The following is a 23,436-nucleotide window of genomic DNA, read 5'->3' on the forward strand; positions in this document are numbered from 1 at the left end:
TTTTGCTGATGAGGGTGTTCCAAAGTTTACTTTTGGGACACCCTCGTTTTTATCTTTCAGGGGATACAAAATAAACATTTTAAATACTTTACTTTAGTTTCTCCGATTTGTATAATGTAGTTACGGCTCTTACTTTTAGGAAGTGAATCTGCTACATATAAGGAGGAACTTTTGATGATGGGTTCAAATCAACCGCATGTCGTAGGTTTTTGTGGAAGTTTGCGAAACAAATCGTACAACCGGTCCTTGCTCTTGCATGCCGCTTCACAGCTCCCGGAGAACTACCGCTTTACGCTGGCAGATATCTCCGGTCTTCCTCTCTATAATGAAGACCTGGAGCGCGATTTGCCGCAGTCCGTCCGCGATCTGGCCGAGTTGGCCAAGTCTGCCGACGCATTTCTGATCAGTACGCCGGAATACAACTTTTCCATACCGGGTGTGTTGAAAAATGCACTAGACTGGCTGTCGAGAAAGAACGTTGACACACCGCTGGCGTTAAAACCGGTTGCCGTGATGGGGGCGACACAAGGGATGTTCGGGACGTCACAGGCTCAGGTTCATTTGCGCGAGCTGCTGTATGCATTGAACATGTCGCTCGTCAGGCGGCCGTTGGTCCTGGTCGGGCAGGTACAGGAGAAGATCAATGCGGATGGCCAGGTGACAGATGAGATGACCAAACAATTCATCGGGCAGCTGATCGACAACCTGGTCAAGGAAATGGAGCAAAATAAATAAGGAAAAGCGGCCCAGATCACCGGCTTTCGGTGATCTTTTTTGTGCAGATGACACTTAGAACCCAAATTTTTACAATTTTACGGATCTGGCAGGAAGTGTTATGATTCAAGTAACCAAATGGAACGGAAGTCTGCACACTCCTCGATTCGATACAATCAGGAGCCTGGGGAGAGCAATTTGTAGGGGATGAATCACACAATGGGTTGGAAGAAGAACGCATGGGTACTTTGGATTTGCAATTTTATCGTGATGGGTTCAATGAATATGATTATACCCTTTTTGCCGCTGTTTTTAGGCGAACTTGGGGTACACAATAACAAAGAGTTGAGCATGTGGACGGGGATGATTATGTCATCCACTTTTTTGTCTGCAGCGATCATGGCTCCCATCTGGGGATCCTTCGCCGATAAGTATGGTCAGCGGACCAATCTGATCAGGGCAGGGATCGGCATGGGAGTCATTAATATTTTGATGTACTTTGCCAACACGCCGATGATGCTGCTCGTTTTACGTTTTGTTTACGGCTTCTTTTCCGGATTTGTCTCGGTTTCGTTTTCCTATCTGTCCAAGACGACGCCCCGCGAGCATATCGGCAAGGCGCTTGGATTTCTGCAAACCGGGGGCGTATCCGGCGGCATTATCGGTCCCCTCATCGGGGGGGCATTGGCGGATTGGTTTGGCTATCACGCCGTCTTTGCCGTTACGGGCATGCTGATATTCAGCACGATTTTGTTGGTGAAAGTATTCCTTAAGCCCGACGCGCCGTCCCAGGAGCAAAGGGAGGAACACGGTTCGTTTCGCGATGTCTTGGGAAACAAGAACCTGCAAATCCTCTTTTTTGCTACCTTTATTGTGCAAATGGCGCTGCTCTCCACCAATTCGATGATGTCTATTTTCGTCAAGTTCATCGTTGGCGACGTGGCCAATCTCACGTTCCTGGCCGGCTTGGTGACCTCGATTACGGGGTTTGCCAATATCATCGGCTCACCTCTGTTGGGGAGATTGGGGGATCGCATCGGGCAAAGCAGGATTTTGCCGATTGCCATGTTCCTTACAGGCTGCCTGTACCTGCCCCAATTATGGACCCATACGATGTTCGAACTGTACATCTGGAGATTTTTGCAGGGACTGGTATTGGGCGGAATGATGCCGGCGATTCAGACACTGATCAAGAAACGGTCGACCGACTTGGTATACGGGCGGGCCTTTGGAGTCAACACGAGCTGTCAATTCCTGGGCAACCTGGCGGGACCGCTGCTCGGAGGGTTCATCTCCGGCCATTTTTCCGTCTCATACGTCTTTGGTGTTGCCGGCGTGCTGCTGATGGTTGGAAGCATCATATTAAAATGGAAGATCGCTTTGCGGCCGGTTCATGCCGAAGAGCCCACCCGGTAGCTTGGCCGTCCTGACAACCGATTGCATGTGTTCTCCCCGATCCCGTCGCCGAAACAGGTGGTGACGGGATTTTGCATGTCCAGCGCTCCAGCGGCAGGCAGCTGTTTTTTTGAGCCATTGCTGAAATGTAAATTACATATAAAGACGAAATCTGAAATACATATTTTAAAAACAAAGCAGGGGGGATTCATTTTGACAAAGAGATGGCGGCAGATCGGGGTGCTGCTGCTTGCGGTTGTACTGGGGGCAAGTGTGGCCGCTTGCGGCTCAAACCAGGCAAGCAGCGGCGGGGAAGGCGCGGCAAACGGGCAGGAAGCCGGAACGGGAACCACCCAGGCCTCCAAAGTGACCGTGGGAACCGACACCAGTTACCTGCCGTTTGAATTTTTAAACCAGGAGACGGGGAAGTACGACGGGTTTGATATGGATTTGCTGGAAGCAGTCGCAAAAGAGGCTGGTTTCACATATGAGTTGAAGCCGATGGACTTTAGCGGATTGATTCCGGCACTGCAAACCAATAACCTCGACATGGTCATTGCCGGAGTTACGATTAAGCCGGAGCGCGAGCAGGTCATCGATTTCAGCCGTCCCTACTACGATGCCGGGACGTTGATTCTCGTGCGGGCCGATAACGACAGCATCAAGGGCGCAGCGGATTTAAAAGGAAAGGTGATCGCGACGAAGCAGGGCACATCCAGTTATGATTATGCCGCCAAACTGGACGGGGTCAAGGAAGTAGTACCGTTCCCCAATATCGATCAGGCCTACATGGAACTGGAAAAAGGTTCGGCCGATGCCGTCGTATTTGATTCGCCCAATGTGCTCTATTACAGCAATACGAAGGGGAGCGGAAAGGTAAAGGTCGTCGGCGATTTGCTCGAAGGCCAGCAGTTTGCGATCGCCTTTCCCAAAGGCAGCGAACTGCGGGCGAAGGTGGACGCCGCCCTGGAAAAGCTCATGGAGAACGGAACCTATGATCAGCTGTACGAAAAATGGTTTGGAGAGAAGCCGAAAAAATAGGGCCGCAACCGCTGTCGCTGCCATGCCGCGGAATTCGTCGTAAAGGGGTGTGAACATGAACAAAGGGCTTGAACTGGATTGGAGTTATGCCATCAGTGCGCTTCCTGTTCTGCTCAAGGGAATTCAGTATACCATCTTCATCGCGGCGGCAGGATTGCTCATCGGCTTTTTGATCGGAGCCATCGTCGGGTTGGGACGGTCGGTCAAGAATCCGCTGCTGTACGGGGCAGCCACCGTATACGTCGAAGTGATCCGCGGCACTCCGATCATGGTCCAGGCGCTCTACATCTACTTTGCCCTGCCGCTCATGCTGGGCATCAAAATCGACCCGATCATCGCCGGGATCATGTCAATCGCCATCAATGCCGGTGCGTACATTGCGGAAATCGTCAGAGGCTCCATCCAGTCGATCGATCGCGGCCAGGTAGAAGCGGGCCGTTCACTCGGCCTTACTTCCGCACAGACCTTTACCAACGTCGTCTGGCCGCAAGCCTTTCGCAGAATGATCCCACCGCTTGGCAACCAGTTTATTATCAGCCTGAAGGACACGTCCTTGCTGACGGTGATCGGCGTGGGAGAGCTCACCAGGCAGGGAACGATCGTCGTCTCGGCAAATTTTCGCGCCGTGGAGATTTACACGATCGTCGGTCTGTTGTACCTGGCGATGACGCTGGGCATTTCTATCGTCTTGCGAATCCTTGAAAAAAGGCTGCAGGTCAATTAGTCCGAAAAACAGATAGAGGAGGCGGCAGATTGTACAAGGCGGCAGCTCTGCAGTTGCATTCCCGGCCCGGGCAGGCGGACGCCAACCCGTATTTGGCAGAGTACGATGCGAGACTGATACCGGGAAGGCAGAGAAGCTAAGAAGGCCAACCGATGCTGCGTCCCGCTTTGTTTTCAGAACCACCTTTTGTATACCCAGTTCACGATCAACACTGCGATCCCCAGCAAGAGATTCAGCCACCCCAGCAGGCGGGCCGCTCTGTGCTCTCTTTTCAGGTCCGCCCACTCGTATGAGATTGCATCGAGGCGCAAAGTCAAACCGCCTGACGCCAACAGCAAGAAAATGAAATAATTGAGGTAATCGATGCTGCCGATTTTCATCACCCCTTCACACGGCCTTCATTCCGACCCGCCGGATGTTTATTTTTACTTTGATATCGACGGAAATATCCTTGTACATTTTTTGCCAGTTTTCTTTGGTTCTGATGTTTTGATTCCAGTATTTTGGTTCCTTGGCCCGTACGTATTCACCGAATCCGAAGATATCGGAACCCTTTGCCTGCGTTTGTTTGATCAGGTCTTTGTAAAATTTCTCCGCCGATCTTTCATCTTCCCGTTCTATTTTGGAGAGGATGGCTGGTGTATCGATCGGAATTGATGCGCCTATGACCTCCTCCAAGTTCGTATCAACTGAAACAAATAGATGGAAGTGCGGCCGGCCGTCGATGATCTTCAGATTCGTTTTCGCTTTGCGCTGGGTTGCATACAGATTGACGACGGTCGATGTTCCCGGTACTTTGACAAACGTTCGATAGCCCGCAGGGTTTAACCCTTTGATCCCCATAAACGCCGCGATTTCAAGCGGTTTGGTTACCCCGACCATTTTATTCCCCTTAAAATAAGCCATGCCTTTGATTTCGACGTTTTCTTCCTTTTTCAATTCGATGTAGGGAAGATAGCCTTCCTGCCCCTTGGCTGACGTGGCGCTCCAGAACAAACCGAGAAAATCATTGGGGAATTTCCCCATTTTGACAGCCTGGAGCATCGTTCTCAGCAGGTAAAGGGTCGGCAGGCGGCCCAATTTGGGAGCAGCCCGCATGACGTTCTTTGCCTCTCCATTGGAAATCAGCATCCAGGTGGTCCTTCTAACTTCCGAATTGCGGCGCAGGTAATCATTGATATTTTGCAGTCCTTTTTTGGCGATCTTTTCCGAGACGACGACGACCCGCAGGTGGCCGAAAAACAGCTTGGACGAAAGCTGCTGCTGCAAATTCATCATCGCATCGTCGATCGTGTGGCCTACTACTTCGATCGGCCATACGGTTTGTCTGGGATTCCCCGCTCCGGTCTGCCCCCCGCTCTCTCCCGGACCGAGCGGAATCTGGCCGGGCAGGGCGATTTGTGCGTTGACCTGAACCATTTCCTTTTTGGGGGTGGGAAACTTGCCGTGAAGATGGGTAATTTCGCTTTCCTGCTTCGCCTTTTGCGGAGTTGCTTCGTCGATGGAAAGACCGAGAACGACGGCCCGTTTGTCCAGCTCCATGCTGTCCCAACAGCCTGCCAGGAAGGGGACCGTCAGCACAATGACGAAAAGCAGCTTAGTCGGCTTGCTCCATTTGTTGATTCCCATGGCGATTCCCTCTCTTCTTCCGAATAACGGCAACGGCCAGCAATAGACCTGGGTAGCCAATCGTCACCAAAAGTCCAATCATGCCGACGGTCGCGATGATCTCGTACATTTGCAGGATGCTGGAAGGCTGTATGGCAATGAAAAAGACATATGGCAAAATGAAAAAGGAAAACAGCTTTTGGTCACGCAAGCGGAACAGTTTGCAAATGGAATAAGTTGTGAGGTAATAACTGGAAAATAATGTAGTAAAGACAGCAGTGACCCAGACGGCGAGAAAGGCGGCATCCAATCGTTCCAGGATGTTCCCCGGCAGAGATGTCATTTTGGCCAGTTCCAAGGTAGGCCAGAGCAGAAGCTTCGTCTCATCGGCTCCAAATACGCCAATCGCCGCAATCACCATCGAGATGTAAAGCCCGCCAGAGATCAAGATGCCCCACACGCTTGCTTTCATCGCTTTCTCCGGCTGGCGCATCCAGGGAATGATCATCGTCAAGACGAAAGATCCTTGAAATAAAGCGGCGACGGTCAAAGCCCCGGTCAGCATCCCGGTCGGTTCATTCCCCCAAATCGGCTGCAGATTGAGCCAGTTGGCGTTTTTTAGCGAAGCAGCGACGACGAACAGGCCGGGTCCGAGGATAAGCGGCACATAAAAATAGTGAATGTAGGCAAAGGTCGTGATGTCGTTGCGCGTGGAGATGGCGGCGAGCAGCAGCATCACGATGACGGTTATTTCCAATGGGGTTTGCTTCAGGACCGAAGTGACGACGACTTCTCCGAATTCGCGGGCGGTAAGTGAAGTCAGCACGGCGAAGAAGCAGATGATCAATACGCTGCCGGGCCAAGCCAGCCACTTGCTGACAATCTCTTCGCTGTATTCGATAATCGATTGGTTGGGAAACCGCATTCCGAGTTTGGCAATCAGCCACAGACCGATAAAAGCGATGAGAATCCCCAAAAGGGTAACGAGCGGGGCCCCGGTATCAGCAGCCCGGGCAGCAAACAGGGGAAGGGCAAGCACCCCAACCCCGATAATCGTGCTAACGAGGACTGCTGCCGCTTGTATCATCGTGATTTTGCGAGGAGACTCCACCGTGGTCAGACCCCCTTTCACCGCCGGCACTTAGCGAGTCTGTCATCGTCCCCGGCATTTTCGGCAATTCTTTCAGCATTTCCTTGCCCACCCGGCCCCGGTTCAACGGGTGGAGCAGCACAGGCCGCTTCTTCAACCACCACAGAGGCCCGCGGATCAGCGTATCCTTCATCCCGGAGGCGTTTCCGGGAACTACCGGGCTTAGGTAAGGCACACCGAACGATTTCAGGGAGATCAGGTGATTGGCGATGAGGATCAAGCCAATCATTACGCCGTACAGACCGAAGATCCCGGCTAAAACGATCAGCGGAAACCGCAGCAGCCGCAGAGCCAATGCTGCATTATAGGCCGGCGTCGCAAACGAACCGATGGTCGTCAAGGCGATGACGACGACGGTGATCGGGCTGGAAAAGCCGGCAGCGACCGCAGCCTGACCGATGACGAGCACCCCGACGATGGACAGCGCGCCGCCGATCTGCTGCGGAAGGCGAATCGTTGCCTCGCGTAAAACCTCCATGGAAATCTCCATCAACAGCACTTCGACGACGGCAGGAAACGGCACGCCGGATCTTCCGCCCGCTACGGCGACGGCAAATTCCGTCGGGATCAGCTCCGGATTGAAGGCGATCACGGCGACGTAAAGGGAGGGAAAGATCAGTGAAAATATCAGGGCTACCAGACGAATCAAGCGGATCGCGCTGACCAGCAGAAACCTTTCTGAGTAGTCCTCCGTGGTTTGATAGAACTGGCTGAAGACGGTAGGCACGATCAGGGCAAAGGGAGAGCCGTCGATCAGTATAGCTACCCTGCCCTCCAGCAAATTGCCGACGACCTTGTCCGGTCTCTCGGTGTTCTGGACCTGCGGAAAGGGGGTAAAATGGTTGTCTTCGATAAATTGTTCAAGGTAGCCCGCATCCAGCACGCCGTCTGTTTCAATCATAGACAGCCGATCTTCCACTTCTTTGACCAGATCGGGATTGGCGACTCCCTGGATGTAGAGAATCGCTACTTTTGTCTGCGTAAAACGGCCAATTCTCACCGTTTTGACGCGAAAATCCGTACTCTGCAGGCGGTAACGCAGCAGCCCGATATTGGTTCCCAACTGCTCAATGAACCCTTCGCGCGGCCCGCGAATGACCTGTTCGGTCGGAGGCTGCTGAATGGAGCGCTGATTCACATCGCGCGTGCCGATCGCAAAGGCTTCGTCCAACCCGTCCACGGCAACGATCGTCTCTCCGCGCAAAAGAGCCTCGACCAGATTGGACAGCCGCCCTTCCAGCTTCCCTTCGCTGTGATACAGGGCGTCGTAGAGGATCACTTCTTTTAACTGATGCCTTTCAACACTTCTCCCTTCCAAATGGGGGGGCAGGTACATAAAAGATTTCAAGAGACCCGTGTTCAAGATCGCTTGATCGATGATATTGGAAAAGTAAAACATGACGGCGGGATAACGGCCAAAGACGTGAAAGCGGCGCATCGTAAAATCGTCGTTTCCGCCCAGCAAGCCGTGAATAAAGGAGATGGTTTCCTCCAGATTGCTGCTCATCTGATCAGAACTGCGGTCTGACAATCGTTGATTTGGCGTACTGACTTGTTTTTTTCTTTGTTTTTTCATTCTTTTTAGCCATTGCAGAATCGACAAATGATCAGCCCCCGCAATATTCATCTGGCAATACACCTATTTTGGACATACACGAAGCAGTCTAAACAGCAGCCTATAGCCGGGACTGTGCCTATTGGTCAGAAAATGATTATATAAATCGGGCCTTGGGCTGGGCTTCAGCAGCCTGAACATACAATTGGCCAGCTTGTCAATCAAAGAATTACCACTTGAAGTGAAGCGTGTCCATCTCTTCGGCAAAAATGGCTATATTTTTCTCACGGATGAGATAACATTAGCTATTAAATAGATAGAAAGGTATAGTGAAGAAGAGAATATGTATTTCCAATATTCTTTCTCTTGTTGCATAATGATTTCTTGTTTCATGGGAGGGATAGGATATGCGTCTTGCAACCGTAAAGAAAAATGGAGCCGAAACAGCAGCCATCGTTGCCGAGCACGGCGTACTGCCAGTGGAGTCGGTAAACCAAAAGCTGAACAAAAATTGGCCGACCAATCTGTTTGCGATCATCCAGTCCGGGAAATGGGCCGAGATCAGAGAGTGGTATCATAACGGCGGCCGCCAGGAGCTGGAGACGCTGGAAGAGGAGTTGATTCCCGCCGGCCGTGTGGAGTACGGTCCGCTTTATCGCCACCCGCGAAAAATCTGGGGAATCGGCCTGAACTATGCAGAGCATGCCGCAGACCTTCATGAAAAGGCGCCAAATACGGAGCCTGCCAGCTTTATGAAGCCGGATACCGCCATCATCGGCCCTGGGGATACGATTGAAATTCCGCTCCAATCTGACCGGACCACGGCGGAGGCTGAACTGGGGATCATTATCGGAAAAGAATGCAAAAATGTGTCCGAAGCGGATGCGCCGAGCGTGATCGCCGGTTTTACTACTATTATCGACATGACTGCCGAAGACATCCTGGAGAAAAACCCGCGTTATCTCACCCGTTCCAAGAGCTTTGACACCTTTTTCAGCTTCGGCCCGCACCTGGTCACTCCGGATGAAGTGGATGAGGTGCTCGATTTGAATGTGTCAACGGTCATCAACGGGAGGATTCACCGAAAAAATGTCGTATCCAATATGACGTTCCGTCCGTGGTATCTTGTATCGTTCCATTCCCATGTTATGAAGCTGCTGCCGGGTGATATCATCTCTACCGGAACGCCGGGGGCAGTCGTGATTCGAAACGGGGATGTAGTAGAGTGCCAGATCGATGGATTTGAAAAATTGGTAAACCCGGTAAAAGACCTCAAACAAAAATAGGAGTGAGATTTGATGATCAAAAAAGCAGAGCATGTAGCCCTGATCGTGACCGATATGGAAAGATCGATCGAGTACTATAGCAGTATGTTCGGCTATAAGCTGCGGGCAAGAGGACAAAGCGCCATAAGAGATATGGCCTTCCTGTACCATGATGACCAGCCGGGATTTGAGATTGAGCTGATTCGCGACCTGCAGCCGCTGGGAGAGTACTCTGACAGTGGAATCGTCAATCATCTGGCTTTTACGGTGGAAAATATCGAAGAGGCGATGGACTACTATCGCCAAAAAGGTATCCAGTTCAACAGCGAGCAGCCAAATACCGCGATCGACGGAGCAAAGACGATCTTCTTTTACGGACCGGATCGTGAGTTGCTTCAATTTGTTCAGCCCAATCGGGAAAGAGCATAGGAATTCGGTACATACAACCTTCGTATAACAGCCCCGCAGTGGGGAACAGGTATACGAAGGTTTTTTGTGTTGTTCCGAAAACAAAACGTTTGAACAAGGACGAAATTACGGTTGATTTAGTAAGTAATTTTACGTATATTAGGTAATAACGAAAGCAAATACTTAAATATTCATTCGTTATGAAACAAAAAAGCGCATGCGGAAACGAAAGGGGGGAGACGATGGTCTACGAGTATTCGGAAGCGAGTGAAATTCCTCCGATGGAGCTGGATGATATCGACAGACAGATCCTTGAAGCTTTGCATGAAAACGGGCGAATCTCGTATACAGACCTGGGAAAGAGAATCGGTCTGTCGCGCGTGGCTGTCCAGGCCAGAATCAGCACGCTTGGCGAAGCGGGGATTATTGAGAGATTTACTGTGGTCATCAATCCGGCGAAGGTGGGGATTCAGGTATCGGCATTTTTCAATATTGATATCGAGCCGCAATACCTGGAAGAGGTGGCGAAAAAATTGGTGGAAGAGCCGGCTGTCACCAGTCTCTACCATATGACTGGGCCCAGCACCCTGCACATGCACGGGATTTTTGCCAATACTCAGGAAATGGAAAGGTTTTTGATGAAGACGCTCTACACCATGCCGGGAATTGTCCGGGTAGAGACGCAAATGCTGTTGAAGCGATACAAGAGCCGAATGGGTATGAAGCTGTAAAACAAAGGTGGGATTACGAGTGAGCTTGGGGCCATACAGAGAGTTGGCGCTCGGGATGCTCCGGGTTGGTATCTTTGGCTACGGCGGCGGGCCTTCCGTCATTCCACTGTTTCGTTACGAGGCAGTGTCAAAGTACCGTTGGTTGGACGATGACGAGTTTGGAGAAATTCTCGCTCTGGCGAATACGCTGCCGGGACCGATTGCGACAAAGATGGCGGCGTATTTGGGATACAAGTTGAAGGGGAGCGTCGGGGCAGCGGTGGCTGTTTTAGCCCACATTTTGCCGTCGAGCTTCGCGATGGTTGCCCTGTTGGGTGTGCTCTACGCGCTGAAGCACTCCAAGGTTGTGGCCGGGATGATCGCTGCGGTAGGCCCGGTCATCATCGTCATGCTGGGGATGATGACGTACGATTTTGCCGCGAAAGCGTGGAAGGGACTTGGCAAAGTACTCACCATCGGATTTTGCCTCCTGGCGTTTCTGCTGCTTCAAGTGTTGACTGTGCACCCCGGAATCGTCGTTGTAATCTTTCTCGCCTATGGCGCCTTTCACCTTGGCTTGATGAACCGGCTCAAGCACAAGCAGAAAGGGAAAGGAATGTCGCTATGACGGGCTGGTGGGACGTTTTTTGGGGAATCTTTGTTGCCAATCTGCTGGGGTACGGAGGCGGGCCGTCTTCGATTCCGTTGATGCAGTCGGAGATTGTCAATCACTATGGTTGGATGACGAATGGGCAATTTGTCGATGTCATGGCCGTGGCGAATGCCCTTCCGGGTCCGATCGCTACGAAGATTGCTGCCTTCGTGGGCTATCAGGTGGCGGGCTGGATGGGATTTGTCATTGCGACAGCAGCGGCTGTGGTGCCGTCGGCGGTTGCTTTGATCGTGCTGCTCAGAACGTTGAACCGCTATCGCCATTCCCCCGTCGTCAAGGGTATGACCCTGCTGGTTCAACCGGTCATTGCGGTGATGATGGCTGTACTGACCTGGGAAATGGGGGAGGTTTCCGTTCAGTCTATCGGGATCTGGCAATCGTTGGGGATCGCCTTGGTTGCGCTCTGGGCCTTGACCAAAGGGCGGATTCATCCGGTGCTGGTGATTGTGGCCGCCTTCGTCTACGGCGGTCTGGTGTTGTCTCATATGGTAGCTTGAGAGGGGGAAGAAAGAGTATGAAATTTGATTCGATGTACTATCCGTATTCGTCGCGGGAGACGGCTGTCTATGCCAGAAACGGGATGGTTGCCACTTCGCAGCCGCTGGCAGCCCAGGCTGGCCTGAGAATCCTGCAAAAAGGAGGCAATGCGGTCGATGCGGCGATTGCCACGGCGGCTGCTTTAACGGTTCTGGAGCCTACCTCCAACGGCATTGGGGGAGACGCCTTCGCCTTGGTCTGGACAGAGGGCGGACTGCATGGCCTGAATGCGAGCGGTCCGGCTCCGCGGAGCATATCCTGTGAGGCACTGGAGAGGGCAGGGTACAAGGAAATCCCCAAATACGGATTTCTTCCGCTGACAGTTCCAGGAGCTCCCGCCGGTTGGGCCCAGCTTTCTCGCAGGTTTGGCAAGCTGCCGTTTGCCGAGGTGCTGGAACCCGCGATTTCCTACGCAGAAAACGGATACCCGCTGACGCCGGTACTGGGAACATACTGGGCCAAAGGGTTCAAAGAGTATAAAAAACACCTGCGGGGGGAGGAGTTTCAAGGCTGGTTCGACACGTTTGCGCCTCAAGGCAGAGCGCCCGAGATCGGCGAAATCTGGCGCTCTTCCGATCACGCCAGGACTCTGCAGGAGATCGCAGAGACGAATGCGGAGTCGTTTTACCGGGGGGAGCTGGCCGAAAAAATCGACCAATTTTCCCGCAAGTATGGCGGCTATCTGCGGTTGGAGGACCTTGGAAGCTACAAGCCGGAGTGGGTGGAACCGATCTCTGTCAACTACCGCGGCTACGATGTATGGGAGATCCCGCCGAACGGGCACGGTCTGGTCGCCCTGATGGCTCTGAACATTCTGAAAGGATTTGACTTCGGCGAGCGGGATACACTGGATACGTACCACAAGCAGATCGAAGCGATGAAGCTCGCCTTTGCCGACGGGAAGAAGTACATCGCCGACCCGTGCAGCATGTCCGTGAGCGTGGCCGATCTCCTGTCTGATGCCTACGCGGAAGAGCGGCGGCGGCTGATCGGAAAAGAAGCCATACAGCCGGAGCCGGGCAGACCGCCAAAAGGCGGAACGGTCTACTTGTGTACGGCGGACGGGGAAGGCAACATGGTCTCCTTCATCCAGAGCAACTACATGGGCTTTGGGTCAGGCCTGGTGGTGCCGGGCACAGGGATCGCCCTGCACAATCGCGGACATAGCTTTACCCTGGAGCAGGGACACGACAATTGCCTGTCCGGCGGCAAACGGCCTTATCATACGATCATTCCGGGATTCATGACCAAAGACGGCAAGCCGATCGGACCATTCGGCGTAATGGGCGCGTTCATGCAGCCGCAGGGCCATGTGCAGGTCGTCATGAACACCGTCGATTTCCATCTGAATCCGCAAGCGGCGCTGGATGCGCCGAGGTGGCGGTGGATCGAAGGCAAGTCGATCGAGCTGGAGCACTCGACCCCTCCCCACTTGGCAGAAATGCTGGCGAGAATCGGGCATGACGTGAACTGGGCTTTGGGTTCCGGCGATTTTGGACGCGGACAGATCATCTGGAGACAGGATAACGGGGTTCTCGTAGGAGGCACTGAGCACCGGACAGACGGACAGGTAGCCGCGTGGTAGGATCTGATTTGACCACCCCTGATAGGCAGTGACGGGGTGGTCTTGTTTTGCTGCGGATATAGGCAAGTACATCAAGTTTTCAATCTGCCGTGCCCTATAGAGACAAAGCAAATAATGTAGAAGTAAGAGGATACGAAAGAAGGAATACTCGATGGGTACAGCAAAGAAATGGAGGCTAGTCCGAAAATACTCGCGGAAATGCGGTCCTGTCTGGTATGTCAAATCTGGAGATAAACGGAGAGCGTATTTTAAGTACGTGAATTGGGGTTCGATTTTGGCCAACGAATTGATCTGTTACCGTTTGGCCCGGTTAATCAAACTGAAAGCGGCAAAAATAGAGCCGGTGGAGATTAAAGGTAAGCAAGGAGTCGTTTCGATCGTTCGTCAGGTGCGAAGCCTTTCATCATGGAACGGTCTGTACCGGAAGTTGCAGGGAGGGATTCTTGAGCACCTGAAGAAGCCGGAACGATTGCTGCAGACTTTTGTGTTTGATATCTGGATCTGCAACGTGGACAGACATGGGGGAAACCTGATTACGTACCGCAAGGGCAAAAAGCTGTACGACTTTTATCTGATCGACCACGGGTTGGCTTTACTGGGTGCAGCGAAATACAGGAAAACGGAGTGGGATTCTTCCTATTGGGAGCACGTGGCAAAATACAACCATCACTATGTTCGCGGCTTGCGTGCCTCCATTCACAGCTATGAGCAGCTTGCCCCGTTTATCCGGAAGATACAAGAAATTCCATCTGCTAAGATTAAGAAGATTGTGGAAGAGGTGCCTTCCTCTCTTCTATCCCAGGAAAAAAAGGAGATCGTCATCACGATCCTGCTGAATCGGCAACGACACCTGCACAAGCTTGTTAAGCTTTGGATGGAGGAATCCAAGATTACCAAAAAGAAAAAGCGGACCAAAAAGCAAGAGGATGTCGCTCCGGTCAAACAGCCCGTCGATGAAACCGGCAAGAGAGATGAGGTCAGCGAGCCGCCAACAGCGCAAGCTGCTGCGGGTAATGTGTATCATCCCGCTTTGCCGATACAAGTCGCTGGCGAACCAGGAGCAGCAAAGCCAATTACAGCAGAGCCAATAAACGATCCGCCGTCTGAAGAAGCCATTTTCGCTGAAGCAGATGATGACTATGCCGATTTCGAGGTAGAAGAAGCCACCGATGAAAATAGTTGAAAAGGGGTGACGCCTTTGCCCGCGTGAGATTTTTTCCCGAGGCATTGGCGTTTTTATTTTGCCTATTTTCATTTTAATTAAAAATGTTTATAATCATTGAAAAGCGAAATACATCTAAATCTCCAGTTTAAGATGGATGGATTTTGCGGTAATATCCGAGTATGAACATCGGATAAGGAGGAGGAATGAACCGGATCTTATGTGACGAGAGAGTCCATGCTGTAAGTAAGGAGGCGAACCTTGAGACAAATGCAGTACGACCAATGCGGTTTTTTTGATCAAAGTTATCTGGTGATGAGTTCGGATACGATGAAATCCGTTTACAAATCGATCGATAACGTAGCCAAGTACGATTCAACCGTGCTGATCCTCGGTGAATCAGGTGTCGGCAAGGAAGTGCTGGTCAAGCGGATTCACGATTCAAGCCCCCGCGCCAAAGGGCCGCTTGTCCGGATCAACTGCGGAGCAATTCCCGATAATCTGATGGAATCGGAGATGTTCGGGTATGAAAAGGGGGCCTTTACCGGTGCCACCAACCAGGGAAAGCTGGGATTGATTTCCCTCGCCAACAAGGGGACCTTGTTCCTGGACGAAATCGGGGAATTGTCGCCGGCGATTCAGGTCAAGCTGCTGCGGGTCATTCAGGAGAGGCATTTCTATCCGATAGGCGGAGTGAAACCGGTGATGGCAGACGTCAGATTTATCGCCGCGACCAATAAAAACCTGCGCAGCATGGTAGACAGCGGGAAGTTCCGGGAGGATTTGTACTACCGGCTGAACGTCGTTCCCATCATTGTCCCCAGCCTGCGGGACAGAAAAGAGGATATTCCCCAGCTGATTCAGTTCTTTTTGCAGAAGTTCCAGAAAAAGTACAACAAGAGCATGACGATCACGGAATCGGCCTGCCGTTTGCTCTGCGAGTATGATTGGCCGGGGAACATTCGGGAATTGGAGAACATGATTGAACGTTTGATCGTCACGGCTACCTCTGATGCCATCGTCCACGACGACATTCCTGAGGAGATCCTCGTCAAGGGGGAGCAGCCGCCCCGTTTTACCGGAGGGACCCTGAAGGAATTGATGAGTGAGTACGAGTGCCAGATCATCAAAGCGGCCTTGCAACATCAGGAATCGTTGAACAAGGCTAGCAGGCAGTTGGGGATTGACGTCTCGACTCTCTCTCGAAAATGCAAAAAATATCAGATAGCGATTCCAACCCGCTAGGCAAATACCGACCGTTTCTTTTGTGGTTTCGCAAAAGCTTTTGTCATTTTGCAATATGAAAGATCTAGATAATCTGGAGTTTGTTGCGTTTTTGCAAAATACACCCAGCCGAAACCGCATTATTCGACAGTTTTCCGCCTTTTTTTATTGGCATGAATATTGCTATTATACTGATCCAGGATTATTCGAAGGGGGAATCTGCCGATATTTGTAACCGGTGTTATGCCGCTTGACAAGAAACATGCTTCGAAGCGGTAAAGTGATTGGCAAAGAGTTCAAAAAGTCGAAAAAGGGGGATTTTTATCGTGAAAAAATGTTTGACTTTTTTAGCAGCTTTTTCGCTTATGGCGGGAGTACTTACCGGTTGCGGCAGCAGTTCGGGCGGCTCCGGCGGAGATACGCTGAGAATCGGTGTGGCAGCACCGCTTTCCGGGGCTTCCGCGCAGGACGGACAAGCCATTAAAAAGGGTGCCGAACTGGCAGTGAAAATGGCGAATGACGCCGGTGGAGTAAACGGGAAAAAGATTGAACTGGTCGCTGAGGATGACAAAACGGATCCGAAAGAAGCGGCGATTGTCGCCAACAAGCTGGCGACGGACTCTTCCATACTGGCGGTAGTGGGACACTTTAACAGTTCCGCAACGCTGGCTGGAGCGCCGATTTACAACAAAAACAAGATTGTGGAGATCTCACCGGGATCAAGCTCTCCTGCGGTAACCGATGCTGGCCCTTACACGTTCCGCGTCATCACGACAGATGCTTTCCAAGGTGAATACGTAGCGAAATGGACCGCCGAAGAAGGCTTTAAAAAAGTGGCGGTGATCTACGAAAACACGGATTACGGTCTGGGCTTGGCGGATGTGTACAAGAAGGCAGTAGAAGCAAACGGCGGACAAGTCGTCGCGATGGAATCCTACATCCTGGGCCAAACCAAGGACTTCTCGCCGATCTTGACCAAGATCAAACAGCAGAATCCGGATCTTCTGTTTGTCGGCGGTCTGTACAATGAGGCAGCCCTGATCGCCAAACAGTCCAAGACACTCGGGCTAAACGTACCGTTTATGGGAGTGGACGCGCTCTATTCCAATGCCCTGATCGATCTGGGCGGAGACGCTGTAGAAGGATTCTTGCTGCCCGGCTTCTTCAATTCTTCCAGTGAAAAAGAAAACGTCAAGGCTTTCGTGAAGGCTTTTGAAGACGCGTACAAAGAATCCCCGAGCACCTATGCCGCTTACGCATTTGATGCAACGCAAATCATCATTAAGGCCATGAAGGAAAAAGGAGCAGACCGGCAGTCGATTGCCGATTATCTCACGACGCTGAAAGGCTATGAAGGCGTAACCGGCGTCCATGACTTTGACGAAAACGGCGATGTCATGAAAGAACCTGAGAAGCTGATTGTGAAGGACGGTAAATTCCAAACTTACAAGAAATGACATCTTCCCGGGTGAAAGGATGGTTCCTTTCACCCGAGATTCCCTAAAGGAGCGATCGAATTGCTGTCTCAACAAATAATTAACGGGATCACGATCGGAGCGATATACGCGCTTATTGCCCTCGGGTATACGATGGTCTATGGAATCATGAAAATTGTCAACTTTGCTCATGGCGATATCTTCATGATGGGTACATTCTTCGGTCTGTACATTATCAAGTATTTTAACGCCCCGTTTTTTGTCGCATTTATTCTGGCCGCGTTGTTTACCGCTTTGCTCGGCATGGTAGTGGAGAGACTAGCCTATCGCCCGTTGAGATTTACCGACAGGATTGTTCCTTTGATCAGCGCTATGGGTGTCTCCATCTTCCTCGTGAATCTGGCCCAGTTGGTCTGGGGAACGGAAACCCACCCATTTCCCAAAGTGTTTCCGATCAAGACGTATACGTTTAACGGGATTACCATCTCCAGCATTCAGATTTTGATTCTGGTCTTGTCGGTCATTCTGATGATCGGGCTTCACCTGTTCGTGACGAAGACGCGCATCGGAACCGCGATGCGGGCGACCTCAATGAGCATCACGAACGCCAAATTGATGGGGATCAACACCAATTTCATCATTGCCATTACGTTTGCCGTCGGTTCGGCATTGGCTGCCGCCGCAGGCATCCTGGTGGGAATCTACTATGACGCCGTTTACCCGACGATGGGTTATTCTGCCGGCTTGAAGGCATTTACTGCGGCCGTATTGGGCGGAATCGGCAATATTCCGGGAGCCATGGCAGGCGGACTGCTCCTGGGGATCACCGAGAATTTGGGTGCTGCTTACATCTCGTCGCAGTATCGGGACGCCATTGCTTTCATCATCCTGATCGTGGTCCTGATGGTAAAGCCGACAGGTATCTTTGGCAAAAAAGAAATCAACAAAGTGTAGGTGGGACCATTTGAAATCAACGAGGTTGCTCAAGATTGTCGCTGCGCTGCTCATTTTGGCCTTGCCGCTTTGGTTAAAGAATGAGTACATGTTGCACATCGCCATTTCCATCGGCATTTACATCATGCTCGCACTCAGTCTGAATACGATTGTCGGGTATGCCGGCCAGTTTGCGCTGGGCCACGCCGCGTTTTACGGAATCGGCTCCTATGTCACGGCCTTGCTTTTGCTCAATACCGATCTCTCGTTCTGGCTGGTGCTGCCGATAGCCGGACTGGTGACTGGGTTGTTCGGGTTCATCCTGGGAAGTCCCGTCATCAGGCTGCGGGGGGATTACCTCGGGATCGTCACATTGGGCTTCGGGGAAATCATCCGTCTGATTTTTGTCAACTGGGTGGATGTAACCCGCGGTCCGATGGGGCTGCCCGGGATTCGCTCCCCGGAGCTGTTCGGATACACCTTTTCCAGCTCAGCCGACTTCTATTACCTGGTGCTGGTGCTGGTGGCGATTACCGTGCTGGTCATCTACCGGGTCGTTCACTCGGGAATGGGTCTCAGCCTGCTCACCGTAAGAGAAGACGAGGTTGTCGCCGAATCGATCGGGATTCGCCCGACCAAATACAAGCTGATCGCCTTTACGATCGGCGCGCTGTTTGCAGGTGTCGCCGGCGCTTTTTACGCTACCTACATCTCCTTCATCAGCCCGGACTCCTTCCTGTACACCGACTCGGTGATGATCCTCGCCATGGTAGTGCTCGGAGGGATGGCGAGCGTCGCAGGCTCGGTCCTGGGTGCGATCGTTCTGGTCGTCACGCCGGAGCTGCTTCGCTTTGCCAGCGATTACAGAATGATGCTGGTCGGCTTGGCGATTGTTCTGATGATGGTGTTCAAGCCGCAGGGCTTCTGGGGTGAATCGCGGCGAAAGCGCAACTTCTACGGCAAAGAGAAGGCCGACAAGCCGCAAAAAAGCCCGGCCGCCGTATCTGATTCCAACAGCGCAACCTAGATTGCGGGCGTATGCCAGGAGGTGAGACAACGAGATGGAAGTATTGAAGCTGGAAGGCGTTACCGTAAAATTCGGCGGCCTGGTCGCCGTCAACAACGTGGATCTGACAATGAACAAGGGGGAAATCCTCGCCTTGATCGGTCCGAACGGAGCAGGAAAAACAACCCTGTTCAACCTGTTGACCGGCATTTACACCCCGACGTCGGGAAAGATCACGTTCAAGCAGAGGGAGATCAATGCCTTCAAACCCTATAAACGGGTGGAGATGGGGATTGCCCGCACCTTTCAAAACATCCGCTTGATCAAGAGCTTGACTGTTTTGGAAAACGTCCTGGTCGCCCACCGGGAGTGTCATTCGGAGGGGGTGTTCCAGTCGATTTTCCTGACGCGGGCTGTCAGAGAAAAACGAAAGAGGATAGTCGAGGAGTGCATGGACGTCCTGCGCACAGTGGGGCTCCACACAAAGGTGAATGAACTGGCCAGCAACCTGCCCTATGGCGAGCAGCGGCTGCTGGAAATCGCCAGGGCCATGGTCACCAAATGCCAACTTCTTTTGCTCGACGAGCCGGCAGCCGGGATGAACTCGCAAGAGAAGCAGTCCCTGGTCGATTTGATTCGCCTGCTGTCGAAGAAGTACGAGATGGAAATCTTGCTGATTGAACACGATATCCGCATGGTCATGAGCATTGCAGATCGTGTCGTCGTTCTCGACCACGGAGAAAAAATTGCCGAAGGCGTCGGAGCAGAAGTTCAAAATAATCCTAAAGTCATCAAGGCCTATTTGGGAGAGGAGATCGAAGAAAATGAGTGAACAAAACATCTACGGCAACACACCTTGCTTCCTGGGGGCAAAAAACATCTCGGCGGACGGCAACACAGATGACGTCGATGTCGTGGTTTACGGCGTTCCGTGGGAAGGCGCAGTCACTTGGGGCGACTACACGGGTTGTGAATTGGGACCAAAGGTCATGCGCTTGTGTTCGGCCCGCTATACCGGTTATCTGCCGGAGCTGGACCACATTGACGTATTTGAGCACGTAAAAATCGGCGATTTGGGCGATGTCGATATCGTACCTGCCGACGTAGTGGAAAGCGTCAACCGGATCGAGAGCTTTGCGGATAAAGTCTGGGCTACCGGCAAGTTTCCGATCGCGCTCGGCGGCGACCACGGGATTACCTACCCGATCGTCAAGGCTCTGAGCCAACGGGTGAACGGCAAGGTCGGCATTATCCACCTGGACACGCACTACGACAACAAGCCGAACTATGCCGGCGATCCGTTTGCCCGCTGCTCGCCGTTTGCCCGCCTGTATGAAACCGAGGGCGTGCGCAACGAGAGCATCGTTCACATGGGGATTCACGGTCCGAGAAACGCCGCCGACAACGGCAGACTGGCCAATCAGGTAGGAGCGACGACGCTTACGCTGATGGATATTCGCGCCAGCCGCGATCTGAAGGAATTGGCGAGACAAGCGTACGAGATCGCCAGCAAGGATACGGAAGCAGTCTATCTGAGCATCTGCAGTGACGTCATGGACTATGCGTTCAATCCGGGCGGTCCGGCTGACGGCAACGGTTTGACCTCTTTTGAGCTGCTGACGCTCGTCTATGAATTCTGCAAGATGGGCATCCGCGGCATGGACTTCGTAGAGGTGTACCCGCAGCAGGATCCCAACAAGTTTTCGGCGCACTTTGCCTCTACTCTCGTTTTGTATGCGTTAGCGGGCAATATCCACAAGAACTCCAAATCCGACAGAGGAGCAAAGGAACATGTTGCAAATTGAGGGGCTCTCGATTCACTATGGCGTCATACCGGCGGTGAAGAAACTGAATATCGAAGTAAAGCAAGGAGAAGTGGTCACATTGATCGGGGCCAACGGTTCCGGCAAAACGACGACTCTGCGCGGCATTTCCGGTATTACGAGAGCCAAGGAAGGCAAAATCCTCTTTCAGGGCAAGGACATTACCAAGATGGAAGCCCATCAAATCGTCGCGATGGGAATCTCTCAGGTGCCGGAAGGACGCGGTGTCTTCCCGGACTTGAAAGTGATTGAAAACCTGTATATGGGCGCATACCTGCGGCGTGACAAAAAGCAAATCCAACAGGACGTAGAAGAGGTCTTTCACCTCTTCCCCCGCCTGGAGGAGAGAAAGGAACAGGTCGCCGGAACGCTCAGCGGCGGGGAGCAGCAGATGCTGGCGATGGGCAGGGCGCTTATGTCCAAGCCCAAACTGCTGCTGCTCGATGAACCGTCCATGGGACTGGCGCCGATTATCGTGAAAGAGATCTTCAAGATCGTCAAGCGGATCAACGAAGAGGGAACGACCGTGCTTCTGGTTGAACAAAACGCCAACATGGCGCTTTCGGTCGCCCATCGCGGATACGTCCTGGAAACAGGGGAAATCGTAGAGCAGGGCACGGTGACGGAGCTGCAAAACAACGACAAAATCCGCAAAATTTATCTGGGCATCCATTAATGGAGATAAAACGAGAGTGGAAGGTGGAACCTATGTCAGAGGAAAAAGACACCAATCAACAAGAGGAAAAAGAGCGCCTGGAACCCGCCTCGATGTACTCGATCATGGCGAAGCTGTTTGCCTGTGTAGCCAAAGAGGTAGTCGACCGTTTTGGCGAAGAGGGCAAGGCAGCCGTTATGGAAGGCGTCAGAGTGTTTGGAGAAGAGCGGGGCCGGGAGATTGCCAAAAGAGCGGCGATGGTTGGCGAGCCCAACGGGATTGAAAATTACCTGCCCAATTACGATATGGGACGCTCCACGCTCTTTGAGTATACGACCGAGATGCATCCGGCCGTCATTGAGCAAAATTTTACCAAATGCGCGTTCGCGGATCAGTGGAGGAAGGACGGCATGGAGGAGTATGGCATTCTCTACTGCAAAATGATCGATCCGGCGATCGCCCGCGGCTTTAATCCGAACTTCGAAGTCGTTCACGACAAGTACCTGCTGAAAAATGACGGCGCGTGCCATTTTCTGTTTCAAATGAAGGAAGACAAGGAAAAAGAGACCAACTAAGCCATTAAAAGGAAATGATCCTACGTGAAACAGGCACATACAGAGCAATGGTCAGCACTTTTGCATGAATGGGTCGAATCCGCCCGTCCCCACCACGCCCAAGGGCGGTGTGCAGATTATATCCCCGCATTGGCGCAGGCAAATCCGGCCAATCTGGGGATCTGCCTCCTCGCTGCCGACGGCACTCTCCTGCGGGCGGGGGAATGGGACGTACCTTTTACCATGCAGAGCATTTCAAAAGTGATCAGCTTTATCACCGCTTGCATGGAACGGGGTATTTCCCGGGTAACCGAATCGGTAGATGTCGAACCTACGGGGGATGCCTTCAATTCGATCGTCCGCCTGGAAAATCGCCCTGGCAAACCGTTTAACCCGCTGATCAATGCCGGGGCGATTACCGTGGCCTCGCTGCTTCCCGGTGCCACGCCGGCAGATAGACTGGAGTGCGTGCTGGGTCTGCTGGAGCGGATCATCGGGAATCGGCCAACGATCAATGAACAAGTGTACCGCTCGGAGTGGGACTCGGCACACCGCAACCGCGCTCTGGCCCACTACCTCAAAGAACTGGGATATCTGGAATCGACAGTCGACGAGGCGCTGGAGGTCTACTTTAAGCTTTGTTCGATAGAGGTGAACACGTCCCATCTGGCAGAGATCGGGCTGACGATCGCCTGTGACGGATTGCACCCCTTGCGCGGGCAAGCCATTATCCCGAAAGAAGTAGCGAGGATCAGCAAAGCGCTGATGCTCACCTGCGGCATGTACAACGCCTCGGGCAAGTATGCCGCCTATGTCGGTGTCCCGGCCAAAAGCGGGGTATCAGGCGGGATCATGGCGACTGTACCTCCCCGGGTAAGAGACGAAGGACTTCCCTTCCTTGACGGCTGCGGCATCGGCATCTTCGGCCCGGCTGTAGACGACAGCGGGAACAGTGCGGCAGGAGGCGTCCTGCTCAAGCAAGTTGCGAATCAGTGGGATTTGAGCATCTTTTAACAACTTGCGTCAGAAGTCTCCTTCCTCAGCGAAGCAGGTGGGAGATGAATGACGCCGTTCCCGAACCTCTTCGCTGGACATAGGCAGGGAAGCATGTATTTGTTCTCGGCATTCTGATGCGGAAATATTCCCTAAACAAGAACGTATGTGTGGTATAATAGAATATAGAACAAATGTTCTTGATAAGGGGTGTTTCCTTGATTCGTGCTCAAATCGTACGGTTTCATGCCTCAAAACGAGATATCGAGCGACTCTATGCCTGTA

The 23,436-nt window shown here is 52.4% G+C and carries 24 protein-coding genes; 20 read left to right on the forward strand and 4 right to left on the reverse strand.

All coding sequences use genetic code 11. The annotated features are described in order from the left end of the window. Positions 1–174 precede the first annotated feature (174 nt). The 4 genes from ACI7RC_RS26475 to ACI7RC_RS26490 all read left to right on the forward strand — a co-directional run bounded on the left by ACI7RC_RS26475 (position 175) and on the right by ACI7RC_RS26490 (position 3,874). Positions 175–735: an NADPH-dependent FMN reductase gene (locus ACI7RC_RS26475; protein ID WP_408111159.1), complete on the forward strand. Its 561-nt coding sequence runs from the start codon at positions 175–177 to the stop codon at positions 733–735. A 198-nt stretch (positions 736–933) separates the two neighbouring features. After that, the gene (locus tag ACI7RC_RS26480; protein ID WP_408111160.1) at positions 934–2,130 is read left to right on the forward strand and encodes an MFS transporter; all 1,197 of its coding nucleotides are present in this window, start codon (positions 934–936) and stop codon (positions 2,128–2,130) included. A 192-nt stretch (positions 2,131–2,322) separates the two neighbouring features. Further along, entirely contained in the window at positions 2,323–3,150 is an 828-nt protein-coding gene (glnH, locus tag ACI7RC_RS26485; RefSeq protein WP_408111161.1) for a glutamine ABC transporter substrate-binding protein GlnH, read from the forward strand. 55 nt (positions 3,151–3,205) lie between these two features. After that, on the forward strand, positions 3,206–3,874 hold the full coding sequence (locus tag ACI7RC_RS26490; protein ID WP_408111162.1) for an amino acid ABC transporter permease: 669 nt from the start codon (positions 3,206–3,208) through the stop codon (positions 3,872–3,874). 173 nt (positions 3,875–4,047) lie between these two features. Here ACI7RC_RS26490 and ACI7RC_RS26495 read toward each other — a convergent pair whose 3' ends face one another. From ACI7RC_RS26495 to ACI7RC_RS26510, 4 genes are read right to left on the reverse strand one after another with little or no spacing between them, the layout of a single operon-like run. Beyond that, entirely contained in the window at positions 4,048–4,254 is a 207-nt protein-coding gene (locus ACI7RC_RS26495; RefSeq protein ID WP_408111163.1) for a CLC_0170 family protein, read from the reverse strand. Between the two features lie 7 nt (positions 4,255–4,261). Beyond that, the gene (locus ACI7RC_RS26500) at positions 4,262–5,503 is read right to left on the reverse strand and encodes a Ger(x)C family spore germination protein (protein WP_408111164.1); all 1,242 of its coding nucleotides are present in this window, start codon (positions 5,501–5,503) and stop codon (positions 4,262–4,264) included. Continuing rightward, positions 5,472–6,593, reverse strand: a complete 1,122-nt coding sequence (locus tag ACI7RC_RS26505; protein WP_408111165.1) for a GerAB/ArcD/ProY family transporter — start codon at positions 6,591–6,593, stop codon at positions 5,472–5,474. Before ACI7RC_RS26505 ends, ACI7RC_RS26500 begins: the two co-directional genes overlap by 32 nt. After that, entirely contained in the window at positions 6,541–8,208 is a 1,668-nt protein-coding gene (locus tag ACI7RC_RS26510) for a spore germination protein (RefSeq protein ID WP_408111181.1), read from the reverse strand. Before ACI7RC_RS26510 ends, ACI7RC_RS26505 begins: the two co-directional genes overlap by 53 nt. A 386-nt stretch (positions 8,209–8,594) precedes the next feature. Between ACI7RC_RS26510 and ACI7RC_RS26515 the strand changes: the two genes are divergently transcribed. From ACI7RC_RS26515 to ACI7RC_RS26590, 16 genes are all read left to right on the forward strand, one after another. After that, positions 8,595–9,473 carry a fumarylacetoacetate hydrolase family protein gene (locus tag ACI7RC_RS26515; protein ID WP_408111166.1) on the forward strand — a complete coding sequence of 293 codons (879 nt, stop codon included), beginning with the start codon at positions 8,595–8,597 and terminating at the stop codon, positions 9,471–9,473. A gap of 12 nt (positions 9,474–9,485) precedes the next feature. Next, positions 9,486–9,881 carry a VOC family protein gene (locus tag ACI7RC_RS26520; RefSeq protein ID WP_408111167.1) on the forward strand — a complete coding sequence of 132 codons (396 nt, stop codon included), beginning with the start codon at positions 9,486–9,488 and terminating at the stop codon, positions 9,879–9,881. A 221-nt stretch (positions 9,882–10,102) separates the two neighbouring features. After that, on the forward strand, positions 10,103–10,591 hold the full coding sequence (chrS, locus tag ACI7RC_RS26525) for a chromate efflux transcriptional regulator ChrS (RefSeq protein WP_408111168.1): 489 nt from the start codon (positions 10,103–10,105) through the stop codon (positions 10,589–10,591). A gap of 19 nt (positions 10,592–10,610) precedes the next feature. Further along, on the forward strand, positions 10,611–11,198 hold the full coding sequence (chrB, locus tag ACI7RC_RS26530) for a chromate efflux transporter ChrB (RefSeq protein WP_408111169.1): 588 nt from the start codon (positions 10,611–10,613) through the stop codon (positions 11,196–11,198). Next, entirely contained in the window at positions 11,195–11,740 is a 546-nt protein-coding gene (chrA, locus tag ACI7RC_RS26535; protein ID WP_408111170.1) for a chromate efflux transporter ChrA, read from the forward strand. Before chrB ends, chrA begins: the two co-directional genes overlap by 4 nt. Positions 11,741–11,757: 17 nt before the next feature. Beyond that, a complete protein-coding gene (locus tag ACI7RC_RS26540; protein ID WP_408111171.1) occupies positions 11,758–13,365 on the forward strand; it encodes a gamma-glutamyltransferase family protein in 1,608 nt (535 codons plus the stop codon). A gap of 151 nt (positions 13,366–13,516) precedes the next feature. Next, a complete protein-coding gene (locus ACI7RC_RS26545; RefSeq protein WP_408111172.1) occupies positions 13,517–14,548 on the forward strand; it encodes a HipA domain-containing protein in 1,032 nt (343 codons plus the stop codon). Positions 14,549–14,797: 249 nt separating this feature from the next. Next, the gene (locus ACI7RC_RS26550; RefSeq protein ID WP_408111182.1) at positions 14,798–15,772 is read left to right on the forward strand and encodes a sigma-54 interaction domain-containing protein; all 975 of its coding nucleotides are present in this window, start codon (positions 14,798–14,800) and stop codon (positions 15,770–15,772) included. 305 nt (positions 15,773–16,077) lie between these two features. After that, positions 16,078–17,208: an ABC transporter substrate-binding protein gene (locus ACI7RC_RS26555; RefSeq protein ID WP_408111173.1), complete on the forward strand. Its 1,131-nt coding sequence runs from the start codon at positions 16,078–16,080 to the stop codon at positions 17,206–17,208. Between the two features lie 60 nt (positions 17,209–17,268). Further along, positions 17,269–18,141, forward strand: a complete 873-nt coding sequence (locus tag ACI7RC_RS26560; protein WP_408111174.1) for a branched-chain amino acid ABC transporter permease — start codon at positions 17,269–17,271, stop codon at positions 18,139–18,141. A gap of 10 nt (positions 18,142–18,151) precedes the next feature. Continuing rightward, positions 18,152–19,147, forward strand: a complete 996-nt coding sequence (locus ACI7RC_RS26565) for a branched-chain amino acid ABC transporter permease (RefSeq protein ID WP_408111175.1) — start codon at positions 18,152–18,154, stop codon at positions 19,145–19,147. A gap of 34 nt (positions 19,148–19,181) precedes the next feature. Beyond that, positions 19,182–19,958, forward strand: a complete 777-nt coding sequence (locus ACI7RC_RS26570; RefSeq protein ID WP_408111176.1) for an ABC transporter ATP-binding protein — start codon at positions 19,182–19,184, stop codon at positions 19,956–19,958. Further along, on the forward strand, positions 19,951–20,931 hold the full coding sequence (locus ACI7RC_RS26575; RefSeq protein WP_408111177.1) for an agmatinase family protein: 981 nt from the start codon (positions 19,951–19,953) through the stop codon (positions 20,929–20,931). Before ACI7RC_RS26570 ends, ACI7RC_RS26575 begins: the two co-directional genes overlap by 8 nt. Continuing rightward, entirely contained in the window at positions 20,918–21,625 is a 708-nt protein-coding gene (locus ACI7RC_RS26580; protein ID WP_408111178.1) for an ABC transporter ATP-binding protein, read from the forward strand. Before ACI7RC_RS26575 ends, ACI7RC_RS26580 begins: the two co-directional genes overlap by 14 nt. A 32-nt stretch (positions 21,626–21,657) precedes the next feature. Further along, positions 21,658–22,179, forward strand: a complete 522-nt coding sequence (locus ACI7RC_RS26585) for an L-2-amino-thiazoline-4-carboxylic acid hydrolase (protein WP_408111179.1) — start codon at positions 21,658–21,660, stop codon at positions 22,177–22,179. Between the two features lie 24 nt (positions 22,180–22,203). Next, a complete protein-coding gene (locus tag ACI7RC_RS26590) occupies positions 22,204–23,172 on the forward strand; it encodes a glutaminase (protein ID WP_408111180.1) in 969 nt (322 codons plus the stop codon). Positions 23,173–23,436: the final 264 nt, after the last annotated feature.

It is taken from the genome of Brevibacillus sp. B_LB10_24 (assembly GCF_046036945.1).
Lineage (GTDB): Bacteria > Bacillota > Bacilli > Brevibacillales > Brevibacillaceae > Brevibacillus_C.